At 63.8% G+C, this 24,550-nt stretch carries 19 protein-coding genes; 9 read left to right on the top strand and 10 right to left on the bottom strand.

Features of this window, described 5'->3' with window-relative positions; genetic code table 11:
• Positions 1 to 13: 13 nt before the first annotated feature.
• From AC1RRC_RS06765 to AC1RRC_RS06750, 4 genes are all read left to right on the top strand, one after another.
• Positions 14 to 409: a hypothetical protein gene (locus AC1RRC_RS06765; protein WP_493054494.1), complete on the top strand. Its 396-nt coding sequence runs from the start codon at positions 14 to 16 to the stop codon at positions 407 to 409.
• Positions 410 to 462: 53 nt separating this feature from the next.
• Positions 463 to 1,542 (top strand): threonine aldolase family protein, encoded by a 1,080-nt coding sequence (locus AC1RRC_RS06760; RefSeq protein ID WP_493054493.1) that lies wholly within the window; start codon positions 463 to 465, stop codon positions 1,540 to 1,542.
• Positions 1,543 to 1,550: 8 nt separating this feature from the next.
• Positions 1,551 to 3,113, top strand: coding sequence for a DEAD/DEAH box helicase (locus AC1RRC_RS06755; protein ID WP_493054492.1), 1,563 nt, complete (start codon positions 1,551 to 1,553; stop codon positions 3,111 to 3,113).
• A gap of 86 nt (positions 3,114 to 3,199) precedes the next feature.
• Positions 3,200 to 4,174, top strand: coding sequence for a thymidylate synthase (locus AC1RRC_RS06750; protein ID WP_493054491.1), 975 nt, complete (start codon positions 3,200 to 3,202; stop codon positions 4,172 to 4,174).
• 3 nt (positions 4,175 to 4,177) lie between these two features.
• On the opposite strand, the gene AC1RRC_RS06745 is transcribed toward AC1RRC_RS06750, so the two are convergent.
• Together AC1RRC_RS06745 and AC1RRC_RS06740 are read right to left on the bottom strand one after the other, a co-directional pair.
• A complete protein-coding gene (locus AC1RRC_RS06745) occupies positions 4,178 to 4,663 on the bottom strand; it encodes a GNAT family N-acetyltransferase (RefSeq protein ID WP_493054490.1) in 486 nt (161 codons plus the stop codon).
• The gene (locus tag AC1RRC_RS06740; protein WP_493054489.1) at positions 4,660 to 5,214 is read right to left on the bottom strand and encodes a hypothetical protein; all 555 of its coding nucleotides are present in this window, start codon (positions 5,212 to 5,214) and stop codon (positions 4,660 to 4,662) included. The genes AC1RRC_RS06745 and AC1RRC_RS06740 overlap by 4 nt, the downstream gene beginning before the upstream one ends.
• A 206-nt stretch (positions 5,215 to 5,420) precedes the next feature.
• Between AC1RRC_RS06740 and AC1RRC_RS06735 the strand changes: the two genes are divergently transcribed.
• Entirely contained in the window at positions 5,421 to 6,506 is a 1,086-nt protein-coding gene (locus AC1RRC_RS06735) for an ABC transporter substrate-binding protein (protein ID WP_493054488.1), read from the top strand.
• Between the two features lie 118 nt (positions 6,507 to 6,624).
• Here AC1RRC_RS06735 and AC1RRC_RS06730 read toward each other — a convergent pair whose 3' ends face one another.
• The 3 genes from AC1RRC_RS06730 to carA are packed head-to-tail and all read right to left on the bottom strand — an operon-like array spanning position 6,625 to position 13,405.
• Entirely contained in the window at positions 6,625 to 8,382 is a 1,758-nt protein-coding gene (locus tag AC1RRC_RS06730) for a methyl-accepting chemotaxis protein (protein ID WP_493054487.1), read from the bottom strand.
• Between the two features lie 15 nt (positions 8,383 to 8,397).
• Complete coding sequence (gene carB, locus AC1RRC_RS06725) at positions 8,398 to 12,243, bottom strand: carbamoyl-phosphate synthase large subunit (RefSeq protein WP_493054486.1); 3,846 nt, start codon at positions 12,241 to 12,243, stop codon at positions 8,398 to 8,400.
• Positions 12,236 to 13,405 carry a glutamine-hydrolyzing carbamoyl-phosphate synthase small subunit gene (gene carA, locus AC1RRC_RS06720; RefSeq protein ID WP_493054485.1) on the bottom strand — a complete coding sequence of 390 codons (1,170 nt, stop codon included), beginning with the start codon at positions 13,403 to 13,405 and terminating at the stop codon, positions 12,236 to 12,238. The genes carB and carA overlap by 8 nt, the downstream gene beginning before the upstream one ends.
• Before the next feature lie 278 nt (positions 13,406 to 13,683).
• Between carA and AC1RRC_RS06715 the strand changes: the two genes are divergently transcribed.
• From AC1RRC_RS06715 to AC1RRC_RS06700, 4 genes are all read left to right on the top strand, one after another.
• Positions 13,684 to 14,160: a dihydrofolate reductase gene (locus AC1RRC_RS06715; RefSeq protein WP_493054484.1), complete on the top strand. Its 477-nt coding sequence runs from the start codon at positions 13,684 to 13,686 to the stop codon at positions 14,158 to 14,160.
• A gap of 31 nt (positions 14,161 to 14,191) precedes the next feature.
• Positions 14,192 to 14,791, top strand: a complete 600-nt coding sequence (locus AC1RRC_RS06710; RefSeq protein ID WP_493054483.1) for a DUF4337 domain-containing protein — start codon at positions 14,192 to 14,194, stop codon at positions 14,789 to 14,791.
• 201 nt (positions 14,792 to 14,992) lie between these two features.
• The gene (locus AC1RRC_RS06705) at positions 14,993 to 17,248 is read left to right on the top strand and encodes an Orn/Lys/Arg family decarboxylase (RefSeq protein WP_493054482.1); all 2,256 of its coding nucleotides are present in this window, start codon (positions 14,993 to 14,995) and stop codon (positions 17,246 to 17,248) included.
• Between the two features lie 287 nt (positions 17,249 to 17,535).
• Complete coding sequence (locus tag AC1RRC_RS06700) at positions 17,536 to 18,975, top strand: sigma-54-dependent transcriptional regulator (protein WP_493054481.1); 1,440 nt, start codon at positions 17,536 to 17,538, stop codon at positions 18,973 to 18,975.
• A 95-nt stretch (positions 18,976 to 19,070) separates the two neighbouring features.
• Here AC1RRC_RS06700 and AC1RRC_RS06695 read toward each other — a convergent pair whose 3' ends face one another.
• From AC1RRC_RS06695 to AC1RRC_RS06675, 5 genes are read right to left on the bottom strand one after another with little or no spacing between them, the layout of a single operon-like run.
• Entirely contained in the window at positions 19,071 to 19,796 is a 726-nt protein-coding gene (locus tag AC1RRC_RS06695) for an amidohydrolase family protein (RefSeq protein WP_493054480.1), read from the bottom strand.
• Between the two features lie 15 nt (positions 19,797 to 19,811).
• Entirely contained in the window at positions 19,812 to 20,489 is a 678-nt protein-coding gene (locus AC1RRC_RS06690; protein ID WP_493054479.1) for a hypothetical protein, read from the bottom strand.
• 12 nt (positions 20,490 to 20,501) lie between these two features.
• Positions 20,502 to 21,161 (bottom strand): hypothetical protein, encoded by a 660-nt coding sequence (locus tag AC1RRC_RS06685; RefSeq protein WP_493054478.1) that lies wholly within the window; start codon positions 21,159 to 21,161, stop codon positions 20,502 to 20,504.
• A 10-nt stretch (positions 21,162 to 21,171) separates the two neighbouring features.
• Positions 21,172 to 22,287 (bottom strand): aminotransferase class I/II-fold pyridoxal phosphate-dependent enzyme, encoded by a 1,116-nt coding sequence (locus tag AC1RRC_RS06680; RefSeq protein ID WP_493054477.1) that lies wholly within the window; start codon positions 22,285 to 22,287, stop codon positions 21,172 to 21,174.
• Positions 22,280 to 24,541, bottom strand: a complete 2,262-nt coding sequence (locus tag AC1RRC_RS06675) for a hypothetical protein (protein WP_493054476.1) — start codon at positions 24,539 to 24,541, stop codon at positions 22,280 to 22,282. Before AC1RRC_RS06675 ends, AC1RRC_RS06680 begins: the two co-directional genes overlap by 8 nt.
• Between the last annotated feature and the right edge of the window lie 9 nt (positions 24,542 to 24,550).

Here is a 24,550-nt window from a genome sequence, read left to right as displayed (position 1 = left end):
CAGGGGAGGAGTTATGCAACCTATCGACGAAGCAGACTGGCGAGTGTTTCGCGATCTCAAGCCAATCGCGCTGGATCGTTTTTGCACTCGGATTCTCAAGGAAATCGATGGTCTTTTGGAACAACCGGAAATGTCCTCGCACCAGCGTTACATCGCCCTCTATCGGCATGTTCATGAGCGGGATAATGAGCTTGCGGAGATATTCAATGACTTCAGGCGCTCCACTGCCACTTGGCATATCTTGCTGATGTGCCAAGCCGATCTGCTGCAAGAGGAAGAGATTGCCCGCTTTACGCCCGAGCTGCGCCAAATAATTACCAACGCGCTGGTCGAACATGCCCGTCGGCGTGCAGCAGCAGAGAAACGTACAGCGCGAGCGAGGAAACAGAATAGCATCGGACAGGCTTGACACCTTCAACTCTACGTCGTCGGTTAAAATGCCATCCTTTCCAGGAGAACCCCGTGACCGACGCCGAATTGCGCCAGAGCTGCCATACCGTCTTGCCGGGTCACCGCCAGCAAACGCCCGCCGAACTGTTTTATGCCATGGCCGAATGGTGCGAGCAGCACCATGTGGCGCATGACGTCTATGGCGACGGGGACCTGATCCAGGCGTTTGAAGCAAAAATCGCCGCGCTGCTGGGTTGTGAGGCCAGCGTGTTCTGCATCACCGGCACCATGACGCAAGTGACCGCACTGCGCCTGGCGTGCGCGGAACGGGGCAGCCGGCTGGTGGCGCTGCACCCGACCGCGCACATTTTCAGGCATGAACGGGGCAACCACCAGTTGCTTGGCCACTTCGATGCGCTGCAACTCGGCGATCCGCACCGCCCGTGGACCCTGGACGATTTAAAAGCCATCCCCGACAAGCTGGGCGCCGTGGTGCTGGAGTTGCCGGCCCGCGAAATCGGCGGCCAGAGCCCGTCATGGGACGAACTGGCCGCCATCAAGGCATATTGCCACGCACAGGGTATCCACCTGCACATGGATGGCGCGCGGCTGTGGGAAGCCGCGGCGGCCTATGGCAAACCCCTGCATGAAATCTGCGCCGGTTTCGACAGTGTGTACGTCTCGCTGTACAAGGGCATTGCCGGCCTGGGTGGCGCGGTGTTGCTGGGCAAGCGGCCGTTTACCGGCGTGGCGGCCGAATGGTTCCGCCGATCCGGCGGCAATGTGATCCACCGCTCGCCGTATATCGTGGCGGCGGCCATGCAATTCGATGCGCGGCTGGCGGCGATGCCGCATTACTACCGCCGCACGCTGGAACTGGTTGAGATCCTGCGCGCCTTCCCCAAACTGACGCCGAACCCGGCTTGGCCGCAAGCCAATATGCTGCACGTCCACATGCCGGCCAGCCGCGAGCGCGCCATCGAGCTGCGCATCAAGGTGGCCCAGCAGCACGGCGTCTGGCTGTTCAACCGCGCCAGCCCTGCGCAACTGCCCGGCCACTGTTTTACGGAATGGTATGTCGGCGACAACCTGATGGCGCTCGATGATGCGCGCCTGCACAGCGCCCTGGCGCTGTGGTGTAACGAACTTTGAAAGAAACCATGACTTTTGATTCCCTGGGCCTGATCGACCCGCTGATCCGCATGCTTGCCACGGTCGGCTATTCCGAACCGACACCGGTCCAGCAACAGGCGATTCCCGCCATCCTGGAAGGCCGCGATTTGCTGGCCGCCGCGCAGACCGGCACCGGCAAGACCGCCGGCTTTGCGATCCCCCTGCTGCAGCGCCTGGCCACGGTCGGCGAGCGCGCCGCGCCCGGCATGGTGCGCTGCCTGGTGCTCACGCCCACGCGCGAACTGGCCGAGCAGGTGTTCGAGAGCTTTCGCAGCTATGGCCGCAATATCCCGATGCGCGCCTTCGTCGCCTATGGCGGGGTGCCGATCGAGCCGCAAATCGCCAAGCTGCGCAAGGGTCTCGATGTGCTGGTGGCGACACCGGGCCGGCTGCTGGACTTGATGGGCCAGGGCGAAGTGCGGTTCGATCAGTTGCAGGCGGTGGTGCTGGACGAAGCGGACCGCATGCTGGACCTGGGCTTTGCCAACGACCTCGAACAGATTTTGCTGGCGCTGCCGGACGAGAAACAGACCTTGCTGTTTTCCGCCACGTTCCCGGAAGCGATCCGCGAGCTGGCGAAAATCCTGCTGGAAGACCCCGTCACGATCCAGGCCAGTCCCCGCAACCAGGCCGCCGCGACGGTGCGCCAGTGGGCCATCACCACCGACAAGCGCCGCAAGGCGCCGCTGCTGCTGCACCTGCTGCGCAAGAACGACTGGCCACAAGTGCTGGTGTTCGTGAAAACCCGCAAGGGCGCGGACGTGCTGGTCGAACAATTGCAGGAACAGGGTTTCAAGGCCGACGCGATCCACGGCGACCGCGCCCAGCATATTCGCTTGCGCGCGCTGGAACGTTTCAAGGCCGGACAAGTGCAATTGCTGGTGGCGACCGACGTTGCGGCGCGCGGCCTCGATATCGAAGCGCTGCCGCTGGTGGTGAATTTCGATTTACCGACCGTGGCGGAAGACTATGTGCACCGCATTGGCCGCACCGGCCGTGCCGGCATGGAAGGTGAGGCGCTGTCGCTGGTGTGCGCGGATGAAGCCGAACCCTTGCGCGCAATTGAAAAGCTGACGCGGCAAGTGCTGCCGCGCACCGAGGTGGCTGGATTTGAAGCGGAACACCGCGTGCCGGACACCGCCCCGGTGGCGAAATCCGCCGCCAAGGCCGGCGGGAAACCAGGCGCCAAGCCTGCGAAGAACGATGCCGGCGGCAAACGCGGCGCGCCGGACAAGCTCAATGCCGACCCGGACCAGCCGCTCAGCGCCGATCCGCGCTTCCGCACCGACCGCGACGGCAGTTATCCCGGTGCGCAACCGGCGCCGAAACCGCGCGCCGCCAAAGCGGCGGCAGGCAACCCTGCGGCGGCCGGCACGGCACGGGGGAAAAGCTTCGCTTCGCCACCGCAGGGCCGCGCACGGGGCGCCGGCGGTGCTGGCGCCGTGCCGAAAGGCGCGGTGGTCGTCACCGGCGGCCGTGGCGCCAAATCCGTCGCCAGGGCCGCCGCCAAAGCCACGGCGCGCGACACCGGCAAGCGCGGCAAGCGCTGACGCGCGCGTGGCGGCGCATCGTCCCGTGCAGCCGCCTGTTACAATCATCGGCTCTTTGTAAAATACCGTACCCGTTGGAGATTTGAATGCAGCAATACCTGGACCTGATCCGCACTGTCCTCGACACCGGCAGCTGGCAAGACAACCGCACCGGCATCCGCACCCTCAGCGTGCCGGGCGCCATGATGCGTTTCGACCTGCAAAAGGACGGTTTCCCGGCGGTGACGACCAAGAAGCTGGCGTTCAAATCCGTGGTCGGTGAATTGTGCGCCTTCCTGCGCGCCTCCAGCAGCGCGGCGGACTTCCGCGCGCTGGGCTGCAAAGTGTGGGACCAGAACGCCAATGAAAACCAGCAGTGGCTGGACAACCCGCACCGCACCGGCCTGGACGACCTTGGCCCGGTGTACGGCGTGCAGTGGCGCCAGTGGCCCGGCTACAAGCTGCTCGATGCCGATGCGGATGCACAGATCGGCGACGCGCAGCGCAATGGCTTCCGCGTGGTCGCCCCGCTGGTGGAAGATGGCGTGAATAAAGTGCTGATGTACAAGGCCATCGACCAGTTGCGCGAATGCCTGGACACCATCGTCAACAATCCGGGCAGCCGCCGCATCCTGTTCCACGGCTGGAACCCGGCCGTGCTGGACCAGGTCGCGCTGCCGGCCTGCCACTTGCTGTACCAGTTCATCCCGAACGCCACGACGAAAGAAATTTCCCTGTGCCTGTACGTGCGCAGCAACGATATCGGCCTGGGGACGCCCTTCAACCTGGCCGAAGGCGCGGCGCTGCTGGCGCTGGTCGGCCGCCTGACGGGCTATACGCCGCGCTGGTTCAGCTATTTCATCGGCGATGCGCACATCTATGAAAACCACCTGGACATGGTGCGGGAACAGTTGCAGCGCGAACCGTTCCCGGCGCCGAAGCTGGTGATTTCCGAGCGCGTGCCGGACTTTGCCAAGACCGGAAAATACGAGCCGGAATGGCTGGAAAAAGTCGAACCTTCCGATTTCTCGCTGGAAGGCTACCGGCACCATGCGCCGATCACGGCGCCGATGGCGGTCTGACCTTCACACCGTGGCCAGCCACGCCATTTGCTGCACCTGGATGTGCGGATGGCTGGCCAGCGGTTCCCAGTGGGGCAGGAACACAAAGCCCTGCTTCTGGTAAAAGCGCGCCGCCGGCGCGTTTTCCGGCGACACGTCCAGCACCACCCGCACATGCCCCGCCGCCACCGCGTTGGCTTTGACCGCATCAACCAGTTGCGCGGCAATGCCGGAACCCCGGTATTGCGGCCGCACCCACATCGCGATCAGCTGGTGTGTGCCGTCGCTGCCCGTCATCCCCCCGGCAAGACCAACCGCGTCATCGCCATCGAACGCCAGGAAAAAGGCAATGCCCTTGCGTCCCGCCGCATGGGCGCGCCAATCATCGTCGGTATTGGCGGACGATTGCGCATGCGTGATGCCAAAGGCGGTCGGCGCATCGAGCAGCGCGGCCAGCCGTACGGATCTCAACGCTTGCCAGTGCGCTTCCGTGGTGGGCAAAACCATCATGCGGACTTCAGCACACTCTTGATCAACACGAACACTTCGTGGCGGATGGCCGGTTCGGCCGCTTCCAGCTCCTTGCTGGCTTTGACATAGGCCGGATTTTTCAATGCCGCCTTTTCTTCCTTGCTGACCTGCGGCGCGGCCGCGCCGCCAAAACTGGCACGGCTGTTGTACTTCTGGAAAACGACTTTCTGACCATACGGCGTCTGGTAAAAACGCGCCATCTCGGCGGCGGTTTCCGCCGACACCACCTTGGCGACCGGGGCCGCCAGGCGTTTATATACTTCGGCCGGCGTCTGCGTCAGCTTTTCCACCTTGGCCAGCGCGGCGGTGCGGGCTTGTTCGTTCGGGAAGCGGCTGCTGCCGGCCACCATGCGCACCAGTTTTTCCGCCTGCATGGCGGCCAGCATGTCGTGGGTGGCCTTGATGGCCGCCGCATCGGGCGCCGAGGCAGCGGCCGGAGCCGGGGACGCTGCATTGGCGGCGGGCGTGGCGGCAATCAGCGCTGCCAGGGAAATCAGGCCGGCCGCAGCCAGGGAAGTCATTGCGTGCATAAAAACTCCTGTTGCATCTTGATAAAGTCCGCATGTTAACAGAGCTCCCGTGCCAATGTTGCGAAATTTGCCAACAGTTACATCCCCCGCCGACTGTTGTAATGGCCGTCATGGAATGCAGTTTGGCTCGTGAAGTCTGTCGATACTTGCCGAATTATTACTATTTCTTGATTAAATAGGCCATCGACACTGACTCTCCGGACCTGATGAAAAAGCTCACCCTCCCCTTATTGCTGGCCACCGCCTTCGCCGCCCTGCCGGTCTTCGCCATCGAACCCCTGCCGCTGGAAACCATGGAAACGCCCCATGAATACCGGGTCGAAGTACTGCAGGTGACGGACATCGAACCATACCAGGAAGCGTACAACGGGTTCCTGGAAACCCTGAAGGAACAAGGCATCGCCACCGGCAAGAACCTCAAGGTCAACCGCGTCAAAGTCGATTTCGACATCGAACGCGGCGGCTTCTGGAACCGCATCGGCGCGCTGATGAAAGTGCGGCAGGAAGCCGTGCGCATGGCGGCCGCCAAGCCGGACCTGGTGCTGACCATCGGCACCCCGGCCACCAAATACGCGCGTGGCATCCTGGAAGACGCCAGGGTGCCGGTGGTGTTTACCGCCGTGGCCCATCCGCAGGATGCCGGCTGCGTGTCGCTGGTCGACGGCGGCCCCGGTGTCACGGGATCGACCCTGTATACCAGCATGCAGGATTCGCTGAAGATGGTGCAGCGGATCTTCCCCAATGCCAGCAAGATCGGCATGATCCATACCGACGATGAAAACGGCGTGGCCAACGTGGCGGCTGCTTCCGTCAGCGCCAAGCCGCTCGGGATGGCCGTCACGTCCAAACTGGTGGCCAAGACCGACAGCATCATCCCGTCCATCAAGGCATTGCATGATGGCGGCAGCGGCGTCAACCTGTTTGCCGTGCCGCTCGATACGTACTATGGCTTGCACCGCTACGAGGCGGCGATCGACCTGGGCGAATATGGCAAGGAAAATAAGGTGCCGGTGGTGACCCTGGCCATGGTGCGCGTGCCGGGCGCGGCGCTGTATATGGGCGCGGAGTTTGGCAAGGTCGGCGCGCTGGCGGGCCAGCATGCGGCCAAGATCCTGAAATTCCACACTAAACCGGACGTGCTGCCGATCCTGCGCCAGGAACGGCCCACCATCCTGCTCGACCCGGACCGCATTGCCGCGCTGGACGTCAAACTGCCGGCCGCTGTGCTGGAAGCGAAAACCGCGACCCGCAACGGTTACTGGCAAGTGGCGTGGGAACAGTTGGCTCAATAAGCCGCGGCGCCCGGCCTGAACGCCCCGCACCTGCAAACGAATAAAAATAAACGGCTGCGCGGGGAGCGCGCAGCCGCGAAACCGGCCACCTAAGGGGTGGCAGCCGGAGGAGACACGGTCAGAATTCCACCCAGTCGTCGTTGGCGCCATTGGCCACGGCCTGGGCCTTCTTTGGCGCCGCCGCAGGCTTGCCCGCGCGGTTGGCGATCTGGCGCACCGACGCCGCCTTCGCGGCTGGCTTGGCGGCTGGCTTGGCGGCCGATTTCACCGGCGCACGGGGCGCGGCAAGCGACGGCGGCAGCATGGAGGCATCCACCTTGAACACGCTGACCACTTGCTGCAGGCCCGCAGCGCGCTCGTACAGTGAATCGGCGGCAGCCGATGCTTCTTCCACCAGCGCGACGTTTTGCTGGGTCAAGCCATCCATCTGGCTGATGGCGGAATGAATCTGGTCCAGGCCCGCAGTCTGGTCCTGGCTGGCTTGCGTGATTTCACCCATGATGCTGGCGACACGGCCAATGCTGGTGACGATTTCTTCCATCGTGGCGCCGGCCTGGTCCACCAGCTTGGCGCCGGAGTCGACCTTGTCCACGGAATCATCGATCAGCGCCTTGATTTCCTTGGCCGCCGCGGCCGAACGCTGCGCCAGCGAACGCACTTCCGACGCCACCACCGCGAAGCCACGTCCCTGCTCACCGGCGCGGGCGGCTTCCACCGCGGCATTCAGCGCCAGGATATTGGTCTGGAACGCAATGCCGTCAATCACGCCAATGATGTCGACAATCTTCTTCGACGAATCGTTAATCGAGCCCATGGTTTCCACCACTTGCGACACCACCTGGCCGCCACGGCTGGCTACTTGCGATGCCGATTGCGCCAGCTGGTTGGCCTGGCGCGCGTGGTCGGCATTTTGCTTGACGGTGCCGGTCAGCTGTTCCATCGACGATGCGGTTTCTTCCAGCGAAGCCGCCTGCTGTGCGGTGCGGTTCGACAAGTCCATGTTGCCGGCGGCGATCTGGCCCGATGCGCTGGAAATCACATCGGTGCTGCCGCGCACTTCGCCCACGATCTCGGACAGGTTGGCTTTCATCTTGTCGAGCGCCTTCAGCAATGAGCCGATTTCGTTGTTGCTGTGCGGTTCGGATTTGCCCGTCAAGTCGCCTTCCGCCACCCGGTGCGCGACATCCATCGCTTCGCGCAGCGGTGCGGAAATCGCGCCCACCACGATCACGCCGGCGCACAGGCCCAACAATGCGCCTATGATCACCACCGCGATCATGGTGTTGCGGGTCGAAGCCAGGCTCGCTTGCACGGCTTCTTCATTTTCCTTGGACCGCTTGTCGGCAAACGCGGTGAAGGCTTTCATTGCCTCATCGCCAACGCGGTACGTCGGATTAATTTTCTTGATCAAGACCATTTCCCCGTCATCCCACTGATCGGCCTTGATGGCGGTGGCGGCGGCCTTGATGTGGTCCAGTCCCAGCCCGCCGCTTTTTGCATACCACTCTTGCGCCAGCTTGCGCTCTTCCTCGGATTTGATGCTGGCCAGATAGGTATCCCAGCTCTTGGCCAGCCGCGCCGACGTGGTGTCGATGATGGTCCAGTGGTTGGTCAGCGGATGGTCGTGCAGCTTGGCCCAGTCGAACCCCGGGTTGTGCTGCAAGGCCTGCAGGATCTGGCTGCGGTTGGTCTCCATATCGAGCCGGATGGCCGTGCGGGCGGTAGCGTTTTGTTCATCGCTGAGGGTGACCTCGCTGAGCATCGCCACGGATTTGTTGGCGCCATAAATACCCATGATGCCCATCACCAGCATCAGGGCGCTGAGGAATCCCAGCGCACCGATCACCAGGTTCTTGATCTTAAAATTAGCCAGCATGTCGCACTCCTTGTATTAACCGCAAGCTTCCAGGACTTGCAGGGATTTGCCACTGAAGAAGCGGTGTATCGCGCCCCTCAGCTCTTCTACTTCCTCAAATTCGATATAGGTGACGTCGACCAGGTCATCGAGTTCGCGCAGCAGGGTGGTCTTGATCGGCGCGCCCTTCCACACCAGGAACAGCACCGGCGTGGCGCGCCCCTTGAACACGTGGTACGCCAGTTCAAACGCGCTCGACTCGCTCATGCCGACCCGGATGTTGATCATCACGTCGGCCTGCTCCAGCAGCGCCAGGCGGTGGCGCCGGAAATTCTTCGGCGTGAAGGGTTGCTGGTGGTTGCGTTCAAACGCGGCGCGGAACGTGTCGGCACTTTCCGCTTCCGTGCCGGTCAGGTACTTGAACGGATAGGGAATGCCGTTGGCGGTATCGATCAGGGTCAGGATGTCGGCAATCATGCGCTGCTGGCGCGCATCCGATTCCGTGAATGGCTGGCGGATGAACAGTTTTAATGGCGGCACACCGACACTGCGTTCACGCAGGCTGCGGCGCCGCTCCGGCAGCTTGAACGCGGCGGCGGCCAGGTCGTCCACGCCAGGCACACGGCGGCCCTGCTGCGGTGCGGACGGCACGGCCTCCTTCGCTTCGGCCGCCAGCGCGTGCAAGGCCTGCACGGAATACAGGCTGGGCGGCTGTTGCGCATATTTCAGCGCTTCCACGCATGCTTCGGCGGCGGCGATGGTGGTGTAATAGACCGCGCCGGAGGCCAGCGCAGCCACGCGCAGGGCGCGCGACGAACCGATCGCGGAGCGCTTTTCATCGACCGTCACCACCACCATGGCGATGGCTTTTTCCTTCAACAGCGCCAGCACCACGTCATCCTGTTCTTCGCGCACCGGCACCCCGCCGGCCGCAACGACTTGCGCCGTCACGTGGCTGGCGGCCAGGTCGAAACCGGCGGCGGCCAGGTCGCGCGCCAGCGCCACCGTGCGCGCCTGGTCGCCCTGGCGTACGCGTAAATACACGGTGCCGCCGTGCGGCAGGCGCACGCCGGCGCCCAGCTGGGCCTTGTAATACGCTTCACCGAAGGTCGGCGCCACGCCCATCACTTCGCCGGTGGATTTCATTTCCGGCCCCAGGATGGTATCGACACCGGGGAACTTCCCAAACGGCAGCACGGCTTCCTTGACGCTGTAGAACGGCAGCGCCACTTCGCCGGAAATACCCTGTTCCGCCAGGGTTTCACCGGCCATGCAGCGCGCGGCGATTTTCGCCAGCGGCCGGCCGGTGGCCTTGGACACGAACGGCACCGTGCGCGAGGCGCGCGGGTTCACTTCCAGCACGAACACCTGGTCGTGCGTGCGGCCGTCGACTTTCAGCCGCTGCACGGCGAATTGCACATTCATCAGGCCCACCACGTCCAGCCCGCGCGCCAGGCGCGCGGTCTGGCGCTTGATCTCCTCGACCGTGTCCGGCGCCAGCGAATAGGGCGGCAGCGCACAGGCCGAATCGCCGGAGTGGATGCCGGCCTGCTCCACGTGCTCCATCACGCCGCCGATCACCACCTCGATGCCGTCCGACACGCAATCGACGTCGATCTCGATCGCATCGTTGAGGAAACGGTCCAGCAACACGGGGGAGTCGTGCGACACCTTCACGGCTTCGCGCATATAGCGTTCCAGGTCGGCCCGCTCATGGACGATTTCCATGGCACGGCCTCCCAGCACATACGACGGACGCACCACCAGCGGATAGCCGATTTCTTCTGCCAGCCGCACGGCGTCTTCCTCGGTGCGGGCGGTGCGGTTGGGCGGCTGGCGCAAGTCCAGTTCGTGCAGCAGTTGCTGGAAGCGTTCGCGGTCTTCCGCGGCGTCGATCATGTCCGGCGAGGTGCCGATAATCGGCACGCCATTGGCTTCCAGGTCCAGCGCGAGCTTCAGCGGGGTCTGGCCGCCGTATTGCACGATCACGCCGGCGGGGCGTTCCAGCTCCACGATTTCCAGCACATCTTCCAGGGTCAGCGATTCGAAATACAGCCGGTCCGAGGTGTCGTAATCGGTGGACACCGTTTCAGGGTTGCAGTTGACCATGATGGTTTCATAGCCGTCTTCGCGCATCGCCAGCGCCGCGTGCACGCAGCAGTAATCGAATTCGATGCCCTGGCCGATACGGTTCGGGCCACCGCCCAGCACCATGATCTTGGTTTTATTGGTCGGCTGCGCTTCGCACTCATCGTCATAGGTGGAATACATGTACGCGGTGCGGGTGGCAAACTCGCCGGCGCAGGTGTCGACCCGCTTATAGACGGGACGCACGCCCAGCAGCTGGCGGTGGGTGCGCACCGCGGTTTCCGAGGTGTTCAACAGCGCAGCCAGGCGGCGGTCGCCAAAGCCCTGCTGCTTCAGGCGGTACAGCACCGGCTTGTCCAGCCCTTCCAGGGTCTGGGTCTGGACCCACTGTTCCACTTCCACCAGGTCGTGGATTTGCGCCAGGAACCAGGGATCGATCTTCGACAGTTCATGCACTTCGCCCTGCGTCATGCCTTGGGCGAACGCTTCCCCCACGTACCAGATGCGCTGCGGTCCCGGCTGCGCCAGTTCCTGCGCGATCACGGCGGCGCCGGTATTGGCGCGGCGCAGGCCGTCGAGGCCGATATCGAGCCCGCGCAGCGCTTTCTGGAACGATTCCTGGAAGGTGCGGCCCATCGCCATGACTTCGCCCACGGATTTCATTTGCGTGGTCAGGCGCTGGTCGGCGCCGGGGAATTTTTCGAAGGCGAAACGCGGCACCTTGGTCACGACATAATCGATGGCCGGTTCAAACGATGCCGGGGTGGCGCCGCCCGTGATGTCGTTGCGCAGTTCATCGAGCGTATAGCCAACCGCCAGCTTGGCCGCCACGCGGGCAATCGGGAAGCCGGTGGCTTTCGACGCCAGCGCCGACGAACGCGACACGCGCGGGTTCATTTCAATCACGATCATGCGGCCGTCTTGCGGGTTCAGCGCGAACTGCACGTTGGAGCCGCCGGTGTCGACGCCGATTTCCCGCAGCACGTCGAGCGACGCGTTGCGCATGATCTGGTATTCCTTGTCCGTCAAGGTTTGCGCCGGCGCCACCGTGATCGAGTCGCCGGTATGCACGCCCATCGGATCCAGGTTTTCAATCGAGCAGACAATGATGCAGTTGTCCTTGCGGTCGCGCACCACCTCCATTTCGAATTCTTTCCAGCCCAGCAGCGATTCCTCGATCAGCAATTCGGATGTCGGCGACAGTTCCAGGCCGCGCGTGCAAATGGCCAGGAATTCCTCCGCGTTGCGGGCAATGCCGCCGCCGCTGCCACCCATCGTAAACGAGGGCCGGATGATGACGGGGAAGCCCAGCTTTTCCTGCTCGCTCCAGGCTTCGGCCATCGTGTGGGCAATCCCGGAACGGGCCGAGCCCAGGCCGATGCGCGTCATCGCGGCCTTGAACTTGGCGCGGTCTTCCGCCTTGTCGATGGCTTCCGGGGTGGCGCCGATCAGCTCCACGTTGAATTTTTCCAGCACGCCGTGGTGGTGCAAATCCAGTGCGCAATTAAGCGCGGTCTGGCCGCCCATGGTGGGCAGCACGGCTTGCGGCCGTTCTTTCTCGATGATGGCGGCCACCACTTGCCACGTGATGGGCTCAATATAGGTCACGTCCGCCATGTCCGGGTCGGTCATGATGGTGGCCGGATTCGAATTGACCAGCACCACCTTGTACCCTTCTTCGCGCAGCGCCTTGCAAGCCTGCGCGCCGGAATAATCGAATTCACAGGCTTGGCCGATGACGATGGGGCCGGCGCCGATGATCAGGATGCTGTTGATATCGGTACGCTTAGGCATGTTGATTGGCTCCCATCAGTGCAATGAATTTATCGAACAACGGTGCCAGGTCATGCGGACCGGGCGACGCTTCCGGGTGGCCCTGGAAGCAGAATGCGGGTTTATCGAGGCGCATGAAGCCTTGCAGCGAGCCGTCAAACAGCGACACGTGGGTGATCTTGCAGTGCGCCGGCAGGGTCGAGGCATCGACCGCGAAGCCGTGGTTTTGCGACGTGATCATGACTTCACCGGTGAGGACATCCTGCACCGGGTGGTTGGCGCCATGGTGGCCGAACTTCATTTTCACGGTGCGCGCGCCACAGGCCAGCGCCATGATCTGGTGCCCCAGGCAAATGCCGAAGGTCGGGATGCCCTTGTCCATCAATTCGCGCGCGGCATCGATCGCATAATCGCAGGGACCGGGATCGCCCGGGCCGTTGGACAGGAAAATGCCGTCCGGCTGCAGCGCCAGCGCCGCCTTGGCGCCCGCTTCGGCCGGCAGCACCGTTACCTTGCAGCCTCGTTCGGCCAACATGCGCAGGATATTGGTTTTGACGCCAAAGTCATACGCCACCACGTGGTAGCGGGGCGCATGCTGGTGGCCGAAGCCGCGGCCCAGCATCCATTCGGTTTCGCGCCATTCAAACGCTGCACTGGTGGTGACCGTGCGGGCCAGGTCCATGCCGTTCAGGCCCGGGAACGCGCGCGCCCGTTCCAGCGCGATTTCCGCGGTTTTCACCGCGTCGTCGCCGGTGACAATGGCGCCGTTTTGCGCCCCTTTTTCACGCAGGATGCGGGTCAGCTTGCGGGTATCGATGCCGGCAATGGCGACGATGTCCTGCTCGCGCAGCCATTCCGGCAGCGACTGCGTGGAACGGAAATTCGACATCAACAGCGGCAAGTCCTTGATGACCAGGCCGGCCGCATGGATGCGCGGCGATTCGCCATCTTCGGTATTGATACCGGTGTTGCCGATGTGGGGATAAGTCAGTGTGACGATCTGGCGGCTGTAACTGGGATCGCTGAGGATTTCCTGGTAACCCGTCATGGCGGTGTTGAAGACCACCTCGCCGCTTGTGGCCCCCGCCGCACCGATGGCCACGCCGTGGAACAGGGCGCCATCCGCCAACGCCAGAATTGCATGCTGCACGTCTCCAAGTACGTGCCTGAGTGGGTGTTTCATTGTCTCCCTCCAGAGTGAGAACCTTGATCAAAGCCGTTTCTTGGAATTAATTTTTCTGGGGCTACAGGCACAATACTGAAAAAAGTTCGTTTAATTCTCACGAATAATCACAATGGCTCGAAACGTCTTGCCGTGCCGCCGCGATTGAGGCGGACACACAACGGGATATGGTTGAAGCGCCAAGTCTTATAGACACAGTGGCATGGCAGACTGGCCACAGGGTTGGCGGACAGACCATATATAATGCTGGGCTCACGCATTCACCCAGTAACTGAACAATGACCCAGCTGGCCATCATCGTTGCCGCCGACCAGAAGCGCGGCATCGGCATCAACAACACCCTGCCGTGGAAACTGCCGGAAGACCTGGCGCATTTCAAGCGCCTGACCACCGGCCACGCCATCATCATGGGCCGCAAGACCTTTGAATCGATCGGCCGTCCGCTGCCGAACCGCCGCAATATCGTCATCACGCGTAACGCCGGCTGGCGCGCGGACGGTGTTGAGACCGTGCACTCGATCGAAGCGGCACGCGCGCTGGTGGCCGGCGATGCCCAGGCTTACATCATTGGCGGCGCCCAGGTCTATGAACAGGCGCTGGCGCTGGCCGATATCGTGATCATCACGGAAATCCAGGCAGCCTACGAATGCGACGCCCACTTCCCTGCCCTTGGCCCGGAATGGCGCGAAACCGCGCGCGAGCCGCATGTATCGGCCACCGGCCTGCCATACGCGTTCGTCACCCTGCGTAAATAACCAGTTTTCCATTTCATTACGAGGTCCCTCCATGTCCGGACACGGTTTCCACGTCCACGGCCCGCACGACCATGCGGTCGAACACGCTGGCCACAGCAATGACAAATTCGCCGGCAATATCGCCGTCACCACCGCCATTTTGGCCACGGTCGGCGCGCTGTTCGGCTACCAGGGCGGCGCGACGCAAAACGAAGCGGCCATGTACAAGAACAATGCCGCCATCGACAAGACTCAGGCCGCCAACAGCTGGTCGTATTACCAGTCCAAGTCGTCGAAGCAAAACCTGGCCGAACTGGCCATGATCCTGCCGGGCGTCGATCCTGAAAAGTACAAGGCCGAAGTGACGCGCTACAAGACGGAAAAGGAAGACATCAAGAAAGACGCGGAAAAGTGGGAAGCCTCGTCGGCCGAATGGAACAAGAAATCCGACGCCATGATGCACACCCACCACCAGTGGGCGCTGGCGACGACCGCCGTGCAGATCGCCATCTCGCTGGCGGCGATCACCCTGCTGACGCACCGCAAGTGGCTGCTGTATACGTCGTATGGCGTGGCGGCGGCCGGCGTGGTGCTGGGCGTTTGCGCCTGGGCCCATGTCGATCCGCTGGCCTTCCTGGGCGGCGGGCATTAATAAATTCCTGTTGTCACAGCGGTTTCACACAGTTCCGCTAAGATGAATGCGGTTTAGGCAAAAAATTCGGCAACTTTTTTCCCAAAAGCAGCGGAATTTCTGCGAGAATCGCGCTCTTATTTTTTGCGCCTTAACCGGCGCCCAGCCCGCTCCGGAGTTTGAACGATCCCGGGGCGGTTGTTCTTTTGGAGAAAGACATCCATGAAATTTCGTTTCCCTATCGTCATCATTGACGAAGATTTCCGTTCCGAGAACACGTCCGGACTGGGTATCCGCGCCCTGGCCGCCGCGATGGAAAAAGAAGGCATGGAAGTGCTGGGCGTCACCAGCTACGGCGACCTGTCCCAGTTCGCCCAGCAGCAGTCGCGCGCCTCGGCCTTCGTGCTGTCCATCGACGACGAGGAATTCGGCGGTGGTTCCAAGGAAGAAACCGATGACGCGCTGAAGTCGCTGCGCGCGTTCGTCGAGGAAATCCGCTACAAGAACGCGGACATCCCGATTTACCTGTACGGCGAAACCCGCACGTCGCGCCACATCCCGAACGATATCCTGCGCGAATTGCACGGCTTCATCCACATGTTTGAAGACACGCCGGAATTCGTGGCGCGCCACATCATCCGCGAAGCCAAATCGTACCTGGATTCGCTGGCCCCGCCGTTCTTCCGCGCCCTGGTGCACTATGCCAACGACGGTTCGTACTCGTGGCACTGCCCGGGCCACTCGGGCGGCGTGGCGTTCCTGAAGTCGCCGATCGGCCAGATGTTCCACCAGTTCTTTGGTGAAAACATGCTGCGCGCCGACGTCTGCAACGCGGTGGAAGAACTCGGCCAGCTGCTGGACCACACCGGCCCGGTGGCAGCGTCCGAGCGCAATGCCGCGCGCATCTACAACGCCGACCACTGCTACTTCGTCACCAACGGCACCTCGACGTCCAACAAGATGGTCTGGCACTCGACCGTGGCGCCGGGCGACATCGTGGTGGTGGACCGCAACTGCCACAAGTCGATCCTGCACTCGATCATCATGTGCGGCGCGATTCCCGTGTTCCTGATGCCGACCCGTAACCACCTGGGCATCATCGGTCCGATTCCACTGGAAGAATTCAGCATGGAATCGATCAAGCGCAAGATTGAAAACAACCCGTTCGCGCGCGACGCGGCGAACAAAAAACCGCGCATTTTGACCATCACGCAATCGACCTATGACGGCGTGGTCTACAACGTGGAAACCCTGCGCGAAATGCTGGACGGTGAAATCGACACGCTGCACTTCGATGAAGCGTGGCTGCCGCACGCGACGTTCCACGATTTCTACAAGAACATGCACGCGATCGGCAAGGACCGTCCGCGCGCCAAGGAATCAATGATCTTCTCGACCCAGTCGACCCACAAACTGCTGGCTGGCCTGTCGCAGGCGTCGCAAGTGCTGGTGCGCGATTCGGAATCCGTACAACTGGACAAGGACGCTTTCAATGAAGCGTACCTGATGCACACCTCGACCTCGCCGCAATACTCGATCATCGCGTCGTGCGACGTGGCCGCCGCCATGATGGAAGCGCCGGGCGGCACCGCGCTGGTGGAAGAATCCATCCTGGAAGCGCTGGACTTCCGCCGCGCGATGAAGAAAATCGACGAGGAATGGGGCAAAGACTGGTGGTTCAAGGTCTGGGGTCCGGACACCTTTGCCGAAGAAGGCATCGGCACCCAGGCCGACTGGATCTTCACCGAAGAAAGCAAGAACTGGCACGGTTTCGGCGACCTGGCGCCGGGCTTCAACATGCTCGATCCGATCAAGGCCACCATCGTCAACCCGGGCCTGTCGCTGGACGGCCAGTTTGGCGAAACCGGCATCCCGGCATCGATCGTCACCAAATACCTGGCGGAACACGGCGTCATCGTTGAAAAATGCGGCCTGTATTCGTTCTTCATCATGTTCACCATCGGCATTACCAAAGGCCGCTGGAACACGCTGCTGACCGCGCTGCAACAGTTCAAGGACGATTACGACAAGAACATGCCGATGTGGCGCATCTTGCCGGAATTCGCGGCCGCCAATCCGCGCTACGAATCGATGGGCTTGCGCGACCTGTGCCAGCAAATCCACGATTTCTACAAAGCGTATGACGTGGCGCGCCTGACCACCGAGATGTATCTGTCGGACATGATTCCTGCGATGAAACCGTCGGAAGCGTTTGCCAAGATGGCGCACCGCGAAATCGAACGCGTCGCGATCGACCAGCTGGAAGGCCGCATCACGTCAATCCTGCTGACGCCATATCCTCCGGGCATCCCACTGCTGATCCCGGGCGAACGCTTCAACAAGACCATCGTCGATTACCTGCGCTTTGCCCGTGATTTCAACGAACGCTTCCCGGGCTTCGAGACCGACGTGCACGGCCTCGTGAAACGCGAAGTCAATGGCAAGCGCGATTACTTCGTGGATTGCGTGAAGCAATAACCTGGCGCGCTGTTTCAGTGTGACCTGCAGGGCCGGCTAGCACCGGCCCTTTTTTTCGGCAACGATCTACTCGACATTTCGGGGCCTGGCCCCAAACGTACTATCGTTCGCATTCCCCGTTATAGGGAGACTGTTGCGGCAGAGTTGCTTTTATGGCATTGCTGTCGCCATCGGGTGCTGCGCGGCGTAGAATCGTAATGTTTCGACAATCTTTCACTGCCGCCAAAGGGGCCGACATGTTTGCGTCTCCTCAACCGCCCGGCCGTCCCCCTGCCTAACTTGAAGGCATGGAGGACGAAGACACCCTGACCGCGTCCCTGCATCCGATGGCGCCCTTGCCGGATGGTGCTGCCGACGCGCTCGCCGCCGGGCTGGGCCTGGCCGGGGTTGGTGTGCGGCAGGCGAACAGCGATCCCGGCGCGACGCCGGTGTTCCTGTTCAGCCAGTGGGACAGCCAGGCCGCCGCCGCGCTTGCCGCCCTGGCCACATTCAGCGCGGGTGCCGCCGGCGCCAGACTGGCATCGGAGCGGTACGGCGACCAGCCCGTGCTGGCGGTCTGCTGTGCCGCTTTGCCGGCCCATGACGGCTGGGCGCTGCTGGAGTCCGGCGCGGCCGACCTGCTGCTGTGGCCCGGCGCGCCGGAAGGCGCAGCGGATATCGCGGCCCAAGCCGCCGCCCGCCTGCAACGGTGGGGCGCGGTGCGCAAGTTGATGCTGTCCGAGATGGTGCGCACTTGCCTGGTCGGCGACAGCCCGGCCTGGCGCGCGCTGGTGCGCAGCGTGGTGGAAGTGGCGGCATGGACGCAATCGCCGGTGTTGATTACCGGCGAAACCGGCACCGGCAAGGAACAAATAGCCAAGCTGATCCATCACCTCGACCGACGCACGCTGCCGGGGCACGATGACAGCACGCCGCTGGTATTGCTCGATTGCAGTACGTTGTCCCCGGAACTGGCGGGCAGTGAATTCTTCGGCCATGAAAAAGGCGCCTTCACCGGCGCCGCCAGCGCCCGTGACGGTGCTTTTGCGCAGGCCAATGGCGGCATCCTGTTCCTCGATGAAGTCGGCGAATTGCCACTGGCATTGCAGGCGCAATTGCTGCGCGTGATCCAGGAGCAGCAATACAAGCGGCTGGGCGGCAATCACTGGCAACCGACCCGCTTCCGCCTGGTCTGCGCCACCAACCGCGACCTCGATGCGTGCGTCGCGGCAGGCACCTTCCGTGCCGACCTGTTTTACCGCATTGCCGGCTGGCGTTGCCGCCCGCCGCCACTGCGCGAACGCACGGGCGATATCCTGCCGCTGGTATCCCACTTCCTGCACCAGCTCGACCCCGACCACCCGCACGAACTCGATCCCGCCGTACGTGAATACCTGCTGACGCGCAGTTATCCGGGCAATGTGCGCGACTTGCGCCAGACCGTGGCCCGCATCTGGCACCGCCACTGCGGGCTGGGCCCGCTGACTATCGGCGATGTCCCGCCCGACGAGCGCTTGCATGGCGGCGCCACTTGGCCCGACCAGGGTTTTACGGACGCCGTGCGCCATGCGCTCGATCTCGGCATGTCGCTGCCCGCCATCAGCCAGGCCGCCGCCGACACCGCCATGCGCCTGGCCCTGGCGGCGGAACACGGCAACAACCAGCGCGCCGCCGCCCTGCTGGGCATCAGCGACCGCGCGCTGCAGATGCGGCGCAAGGGCAAGCCGGACGGGCCGGCTTACCATTGACGCGCTCCCCCACACTGCCACGGGCCGGCCCGCCCCTTCTATGGCGCCGCACGGGTGGCGCCGCCGCGCAGCGGCAAGGCGGCGGCCGTCCCCGTCTATTCACCCACGAGCCGCTGGAAATTTTCCCCCGTGATCAGCGCTTCATCGGCCGCCGCCAACCCCAGCAATCTGATCTTTTCCAGTTCCAGCCCCGGATGCAGCCACGGCCCGTCACTGCCGAACAACAGTTTATGGGGTCCGGCGCGCCGCACCGCCTGTTCCAGCAAATCAAAACGGCGCACGCCGGACGTATCCGCGTAGATATTCGGATGCCGCACCAGGTGGTCGATCAGCGCCAGTTGCGCCGCCCAGTCGTCGGCAAAGCTGCCCAGGTGCGGCAAGATGAAATTCACGTCCGGATACTGCGTGGCCAGCAATTCCGCCACCGCGGTTTCACCGGCCGGGTCGTACAGCACGGGCAGCCGGTAGCGCCGCGCCGCCTCGCACACTTCGCCGCTGATGCGGGCATCGTGCCTGTGAACCTTGATACCGATAAAGCCGTAGCGTTCGACCGCCATGCGCACCATGGCGTCGATGCGGCCACGGTCGCGCCGCGCGTGGACAAAGGCGTAGCCATAAAAGCGCCCCGGACTGGCCGCGACCAGCCGCGCCACGGCGCGGTTGGCCAGCGCGTAATCACTGTGAAACGCGGGCAGCAGCGCCGTGCGGGCGATGCCGGCCTGGCGCGCGCGGCGCAGGTAACGGGCCAGGGTGGCGTCGCTGTCCCACGGCCCGGACAGGCCGTCGCCAGGGCCCGCATGGCAGTGGCAATCGATGATCATGGCCGCCCGCGCCGTTCAAGGCAATTCCAGCAGCGGGTAACGCTCCGCGCGGCGTTTGCGCCATGGGCCGCAATAGGCTTCGCCTTCCATCACTTCATGCGTTGGCGCCGGTGCGCCCTGGCCGCTGTAGCGTCCCGCCACGGCGGACAAATGCGGAGCATGGGCGCGGACCGCCCGCAGCAGCGCACTGCGCACCGCTTGCGGGCTGCCATCGCTGTCGCCCGCCAGGTTGGCGGCCGTGCCGGCGATGCGCACCACCCGCCGCGCCATTTCAAATTCCCGGTCTTCCTGCGCCAGTTCGCCCATTTCACTCATTTCCACTTCCAGCGCCTTGCTGACCGCGCTGCCCAGGGCGGAACCGAGCGCGGTGCCGACACCCGGGATGGGAATGAATGACCCCAGCGCCCCGCCCACCATCGGCAACGCCGCCTTGGCGATGCCTTTCAGCGCACCGCCCAGCGGCTTGGCGACTTTCTTGATGCCCTTCCACGCCTTCTTGAAGACGTTGCCGAGGAATTGTTCCAGCTCCGCTTCGCTGGTGACCGACAACAGTTCCATCGCCAGTTCCGTTTCCTCCTGCTCACTGTATGGCGCTTCCGACTCATAGGAAAACGCCTGCTCAAATTCCATGACTTCAAAACCGCCCGCCGCCGTGTTGCGGCAAGACGCGCATTGGCATTCTTTACTGTACATGACACACCTCCATTACCATTCGCCGGCGCCATCGCCGCCATCATCGTCGCGGCCGGCTCCGGTATCCATACCGCCATCGTTCCCACCGTCACCATCGTCGGCATCAAACCCCGCATCGCCGCCGTCCGCCCCACCGGGTTCGTCCGCCGGCGGCGCATTGGCCACCGCCAGCCAGTCGGGTTCCTGCACCACCACGCCAGCCGGCCAATAGCCGCCAACCGGGCCGGTCCAGCCGTAGGGATATGGCCACCTGCGCGGCCGCCCAACACCGGGTCCGGGCTGCGCCCACCTGCCCCCCATCCCCGCACCGCCCCGGCCTCTCATACCGGCGCTCCCGCCCGCGCCGCCCCTGCCCCCGGCCGCGCCCATTCCGCCCATCCCGCCCTTGCGCCCTTGCCCAGCTGCGCCACCTTTGCCGGCCAACGCCGCTTTGCCCATTGCGCCTGGCTTGCCGCGCATCCCGCCCGCGCGTGCCGCCATGCCCTTGCCGGCCATGCCCGAGGCCTTGCCGCCCGCCCCCTGCGCGCCCCTGGCAACCCGCCCCGGCTTACGTCCGGCGCCCCCTGCCGCCGGCGCGCGCGCCCGGCCAGCCCCGCCCCGTGGCGCGCGCATTCCCCGTTCTCCCTCTTCATCTTCGCCGGACCAGCTCTCCGCCGCGAAAGGATGTTCCATCTCCTGCCATTCAGCCGAAAACGGCAGTATCTCGAATTCCGTCGTCATGTCCGTCTCCCAAGTTGCCCAGCCGCTGCGCCAGCATGGCCGCCACCCGCGCCACATCCTGTTCGCTGTGGTCGGCACGCAGCAGCAGCCCCAGCGCCAGTCCATTCTTCACCCGCAACAACACGGCGCACGCATGCTCCGCCAGTGCCGCCGCGGCGTCTTGCGGCATGCCCGGCAACGGCACCAGTTGCACCGGAAAGCCGCCGCCATGGCATGCCAGCCTCGCCGCCGCCAGCGCGTGCCGCAACTGCCGGATCCGCGCCTGCAAGGTGCGCCGCAGGCGGGGACCATCGCGCGCATTGATGTACAGTGCCGCGCGCGCCGCGGCAATCACCGCGATCGATGGCGGGCTGGCGTGCACCCGGCTTTCACTGTGCCGCTCGAACGCCGCGATGGCCGGCGCCGGTCCCGCCAGCACGGCCAGCGGCGCCCCCAGCCCTTTTGCCAGCGAAGCGCCCACCAGCAACGGCATCCCTTGCAACCCGTGCAGCCGTACCGACCCGCCACCGTCCGGCCCCAGCACACCGAGCGCCTGCGTGTCGTCAAGCACCAGCCAGCCTTGCATCGGCGCGACGATGTCCAGGTACGCCCGCAACGGCGGCGGCCACGCATCGCCCGGGGTATAGCCGTCGGCCAGCACCACCGGGATGCATCCGCCCTGCCGCGCCTGGTGCGCCATCCGCTCCAGTTGCGGCACGTCGCCATGGCGAAACCGGCGCACCGGCACACCGCGCAACGCCGCCCACTCCGCGCCCCAGCGGGCAATCGGATAGGCGGCGGCATCGATCAGCAACGCCGGCCTGGCGGCAATTTCTCCCCGCGCCAGCAAGGCAAACACGTCGCGGTACAGGTGCAGGGTCGATGGCAGCAACGTCGCCGCTTCGCAGTCCTGCCATTGCGCCAGTTCCCGCGCCAGCGCCAGCGCGCCGGGCGGTTCCTGCAATGCCGCCGGCATCCCCAGGGTGAGCGCCGCCCGCCAGGTCCGGCCGGCGGGTGCTGCATGGCGCAACCCCAGGTACAGCGCGCTGCGGAAGTCCGCGCCGGCGTCCTGCCATCCGCGCTGTCCCGGCCTAGGCACGCTGATGCTGCTGCGTCAGCCGTTGCCGCAGCAGGACGGACGGTAGCGTTGCATCGGCTGCCGGATCGGCGCCGTCAACCGACAGGTCAACCCCGGTGGCCGCGCGGTAGGCGTGGATATAGCCCTGCGCCTGCGGCCGCCAGAAGCGCGCCCAGTTAAATGCTTGCGTGGATTCGTAGACATCGCTCCAGTTGCCATAGCGGATAGACAGCAACAACTGTTCGCCAAACAGCGCCAGCGAGCGGAAATGCACCACGCTGGTATCGGTCCAGTTCTGCAGTTTTTTCATCGCATCGACCCGGTCCATCCACGGTTCCGGATACGCCACCATGACCCGGGTCGGCAGGAATTCGCGGAATTCCGGCCGCGCCAGCAGCCATTGCTGCATCAGCATTTCGATCCTTGCAGTGGAAGGCAGGTCGCCAAACTGGTTGTGCGCGCCCTGCGACAGGATCAGGTGGATTTCCTTCAGCGCATTCAATACCGGGAAAGCGTCGGCCTTGACGGTGGTATCGTCATCCTGCCGGTAAAACGCCGTCAGCAGGCGCAGCAGGTGATGGAACGCTTCCAGGAATTTCGAGCGGCTGTCGGCCGGGCGGAACTGGCGCACCGCCTTGCCATCAAGGCGGACGCCGTAATGGTGGTCATATTCGTAATTGCGGCGCACCACGGACAGCCGGTGCTGCTCGTCCTGCGTATACCCCCAAAGCAGGTTGTTCAGGGGCCGCAACATGTCGATTTCCGTGTTGGCCAGCGGATCGGGGCCGATGCCCGGCGCGCGCAGGTTCTGGAAGCGCTGCGTGATGGCGTTCATGGTTTGCACCAGCATGCCCTCTTCCTGCCAGTACGACCAGATCAGCTCCAGCAGGCAGGGACTCGACAAGCGTTCCTGGATGAGGCCGAAGCACAGGTCGGCGTCGGCTTCCTTCTGCCCCAGGTGGATCGGAATATCGGGCAGCTTGCGGCGGATCACCGCCAGATAGGGCAAGGTCAAGGTGGTGCCATCGACCACTTCCAGGTATTCGCTGGCCAGCACCTGCGCCAGGTCGGCGCCATTGGGAATATCGCGCCGGTCCAGGTAGGCCGCGTCTTCCGTCGGATTGAACGCCAGCGGCAGGTTGAGGATGCCGCAGTTGACCATCACGAACGCTTCGGTCGCGGCTTTCAGCACGCGGTACGAATCCGCATCGTTGAAGGGCAGCAGGCGCCGGCCTTTCAGGTTGTTGAACATGGCGCCCTTGGCGACAAAGCGCTGGCGCTCGAATTCCGACACCTGCACCGGCGCGTCGCAAAACAGCTGGTCGATGAATTTCAGGTAATTATTGAAGCCCAGCGCCTCGGTGCTGTTGCGGATCAGGGTCCACAACGGCAAGTCTTCCGTCGCCTCGGTCTCGGAACGCGTCAGCGACACCCCGACGTTGCCGGAAATCGGGGTCGGCGTGCGCTGCTCCACCTCCACATCGGCCGCCACTTTCAATCCCGCCATGCTGCCGGGCGACAGCACGCCGGCCAGTTCCTCGGCCGTCAGCGACGCCCCGGCGCCATTGCGCGCCATCGGCATGCCGGCCGCGGACAAGGCATGGCCATGTCCCGGCGCCGGGTCTTGTCCCACCACGATGACGGCCGGTGAACCGCGCCGCGCAAACAGCACTTGCGCTTCAAACCGCAGCAGACCGCTATGGCGCAGGTTGGCCACGAACGTATGCCGTTCATCGCTGCGCTGCAGCCATGGCGAGCGCGCCACCACCCGCACCAGCGATTCGTCAAGGACGCCATCGCCATCGACGTGCACTTCGGCGAAGGCCTTGTCGCCGACAAAGGCGCAGTGTTCGCCGGCGGGCAGGCAATTGCTTTCATACGACACCGCCACCGTGGGGTTGAACGCGAAATCAAAGCAAATGTTTTCCGTGCAGCCGTGCTGCACGGCCGCGCACTGGTAATACAGCGCATCCATGCGCATCGGCACGATGTTGTCATAGGCGGCGATATACGCGCCCGGCTGGCGCTGGTCGAACAGCACGGCGCCATCCTGTCCGGTAAAACCGGTCGCCACCAGCAAGGTTTCGTCCGGCACCCATTTCTTGACTTCACCGACGTCGCAGGCCTGCATGCGTTCGCCCTGCCGGTTATACGCTTCATACAGCTTGATGGCGGCATTGACGATCGGCGCGCCTGTCTGCGTGTCGTGCACCGTCACCTGGATCGCCCCGCGCATATTCTTTGCCGTGGCGGCCGCATTCTTGATGTTTGCCATGTCACTCTC

The organism is Pseudoduganella sp. GW821-FHT12E03 (assembly GCF_058807115.1).
This window is presented reverse-complemented; position numbering and strand designations above follow the sequence as displayed.

Bases quoted from the DNA above. Each gene is read 5' to 3' on its own strand.
- AC1RRC_RS06765 (WP_493054494.1), top strand. From the start codon at position 14: ATGCAACCTATCGACGAAGCAGACTGGCGAGTGTTTCGCGATCTCAAG.
- AC1RRC_RS06755 (WP_493054492.1), top strand. From the start codon at position 1,551: ATGACTTTTGATTCCCTGGGCCTGATCGACCCGCTGATCCGCATGCTT.
- AC1RRC_RS06750 (WP_493054491.1), top strand. From the start codon at position 3,200: ATGCAGCAATACCTGGACCTGATCCGCACTGTCCTCGACACCGGCAGC.
- AC1RRC_RS06745 (WP_493054490.1), bottom strand. From the start codon at position 4,663: ATGATGGTTTTGCCCACCACGGAAGCGCACTGGCAAGCGTTGAGATCC.
- AC1RRC_RS06740 (WP_493054489.1), bottom strand. From the start codon at position 5,214: ATGCACGCAATGACTTCCCTGGCTGCGGCCGGCCTGATTTCCCTGGCA.
- AC1RRC_RS06735 (WP_493054488.1), top strand. From the start codon at position 5,421: ATGAAAAAGCTCACCCTCCCCTTATTGCTGGCCACCGCCTTCGCCGCC.
- AC1RRC_RS06730 (WP_493054487.1), bottom strand. From the start codon at position 8,382: ATGCTGGCTAATTTTAAGATCAAGAACCTGGTGATCGGTGCGCTGGGA.
- carB (WP_493054486.1), bottom strand. From the start codon at position 12,243: ATGCCTAAGCGTACCGATATCAACAGCATCCTGATCATCGGCGCCGGC.
- carA (WP_493054485.1), bottom strand. From the start codon at position 13,405: ATGAAACACCCACTCAGGCACGTACTTGGAGACGTGCAGCATGCAATT.
- AC1RRC_RS06715 (WP_493054484.1), top strand. From the start codon at position 13,684: ATGACCCAGCTGGCCATCATCGTTGCCGCCGACCAGAAGCGCGGCATC.
- AC1RRC_RS06710 (WP_493054483.1), top strand. From the start codon at position 14,192: ATGTCCGGACACGGTTTCCACGTCCACGGCCCGCACGACCATGCGGTC.
- AC1RRC_RS06705 (WP_493054482.1), top strand. From the start codon at position 14,993: ATGAAATTTCGTTTCCCTATCGTCATCATTGACGAAGATTTCCGTTCC.
- AC1RRC_RS06700 (WP_493054481.1), top strand. From the start codon at position 17,536: ATGGAGGACGAAGACACCCTGACCGCGTCCCTGCATCCGATGGCGCCC.
- AC1RRC_RS06695 (WP_493054480.1), bottom strand. From the start codon at position 19,796: ATGATCATCGATTGCCACTGCCATGCGGGCCCTGGCGACGGCCTGTCC.
- AC1RRC_RS06690 (WP_493054479.1), bottom strand. From the start codon at position 20,489: ATGTACAGTAAAGAATGCCAATGCGCGTCTTGCCGCAACACGGCGGCG.
- AC1RRC_RS06685 (WP_493054478.1), bottom strand. From the start codon at position 21,161: ATGGAACATCCTTTCGCGGCGGAGAGCTGGTCCGGCGAAGATGAAGAG.
- AC1RRC_RS06675 (WP_493054476.1), bottom strand. From the start codon at position 24,541: ATGGCAAACATCAAGAATGCGGCCGCCACGGCAAAGAATATGCGCGGG.